Source organism: Neobacillus cucumis, from assembly GCF_023715505.1.
The window spans coordinates 1-255 of record NZ_JAMBOH010000178.1; the positions used below are offsets into that span (position 1 = coordinate 1).

1 protein-coding gene is annotated in these 255 nt (G+C 40.0%); it reads right to left on the reverse strand.

Features of this window, described 5'->3' with window-relative positions; translation table 11 throughout:
- On the reverse strand, window positions 1-255 hold a 255-nt coding region (locus tag M3226_RS32015; RefSeq protein WP_251573471.1), incomplete at both ends, for a reverse transcriptase domain-containing protein.

The window sequence follows — 255 nt, forward strand, 5'->3', positions numbered from 1 at the left end:
TTACTCTTAGTTCGGTTAACAGTTAATTTTAGCTCTTGCTCGAGGTATTTTGTGATACTTTTAATTACCCGGTGACCTGCTCGTTCACTTTTAACGTAAATGCTAAAATCGTCCGCAAAACGGACGATTTTATGTCCACGTTTCTCCAATTCCTTATCCAGTTGGTTTAAGTAAACATTACTAAGAATCGGCGAAAGTACACCACCTTGGGGGGCACCGAATTCTGTCGGTTTAGTCAGTCCATTTTCGAGTATT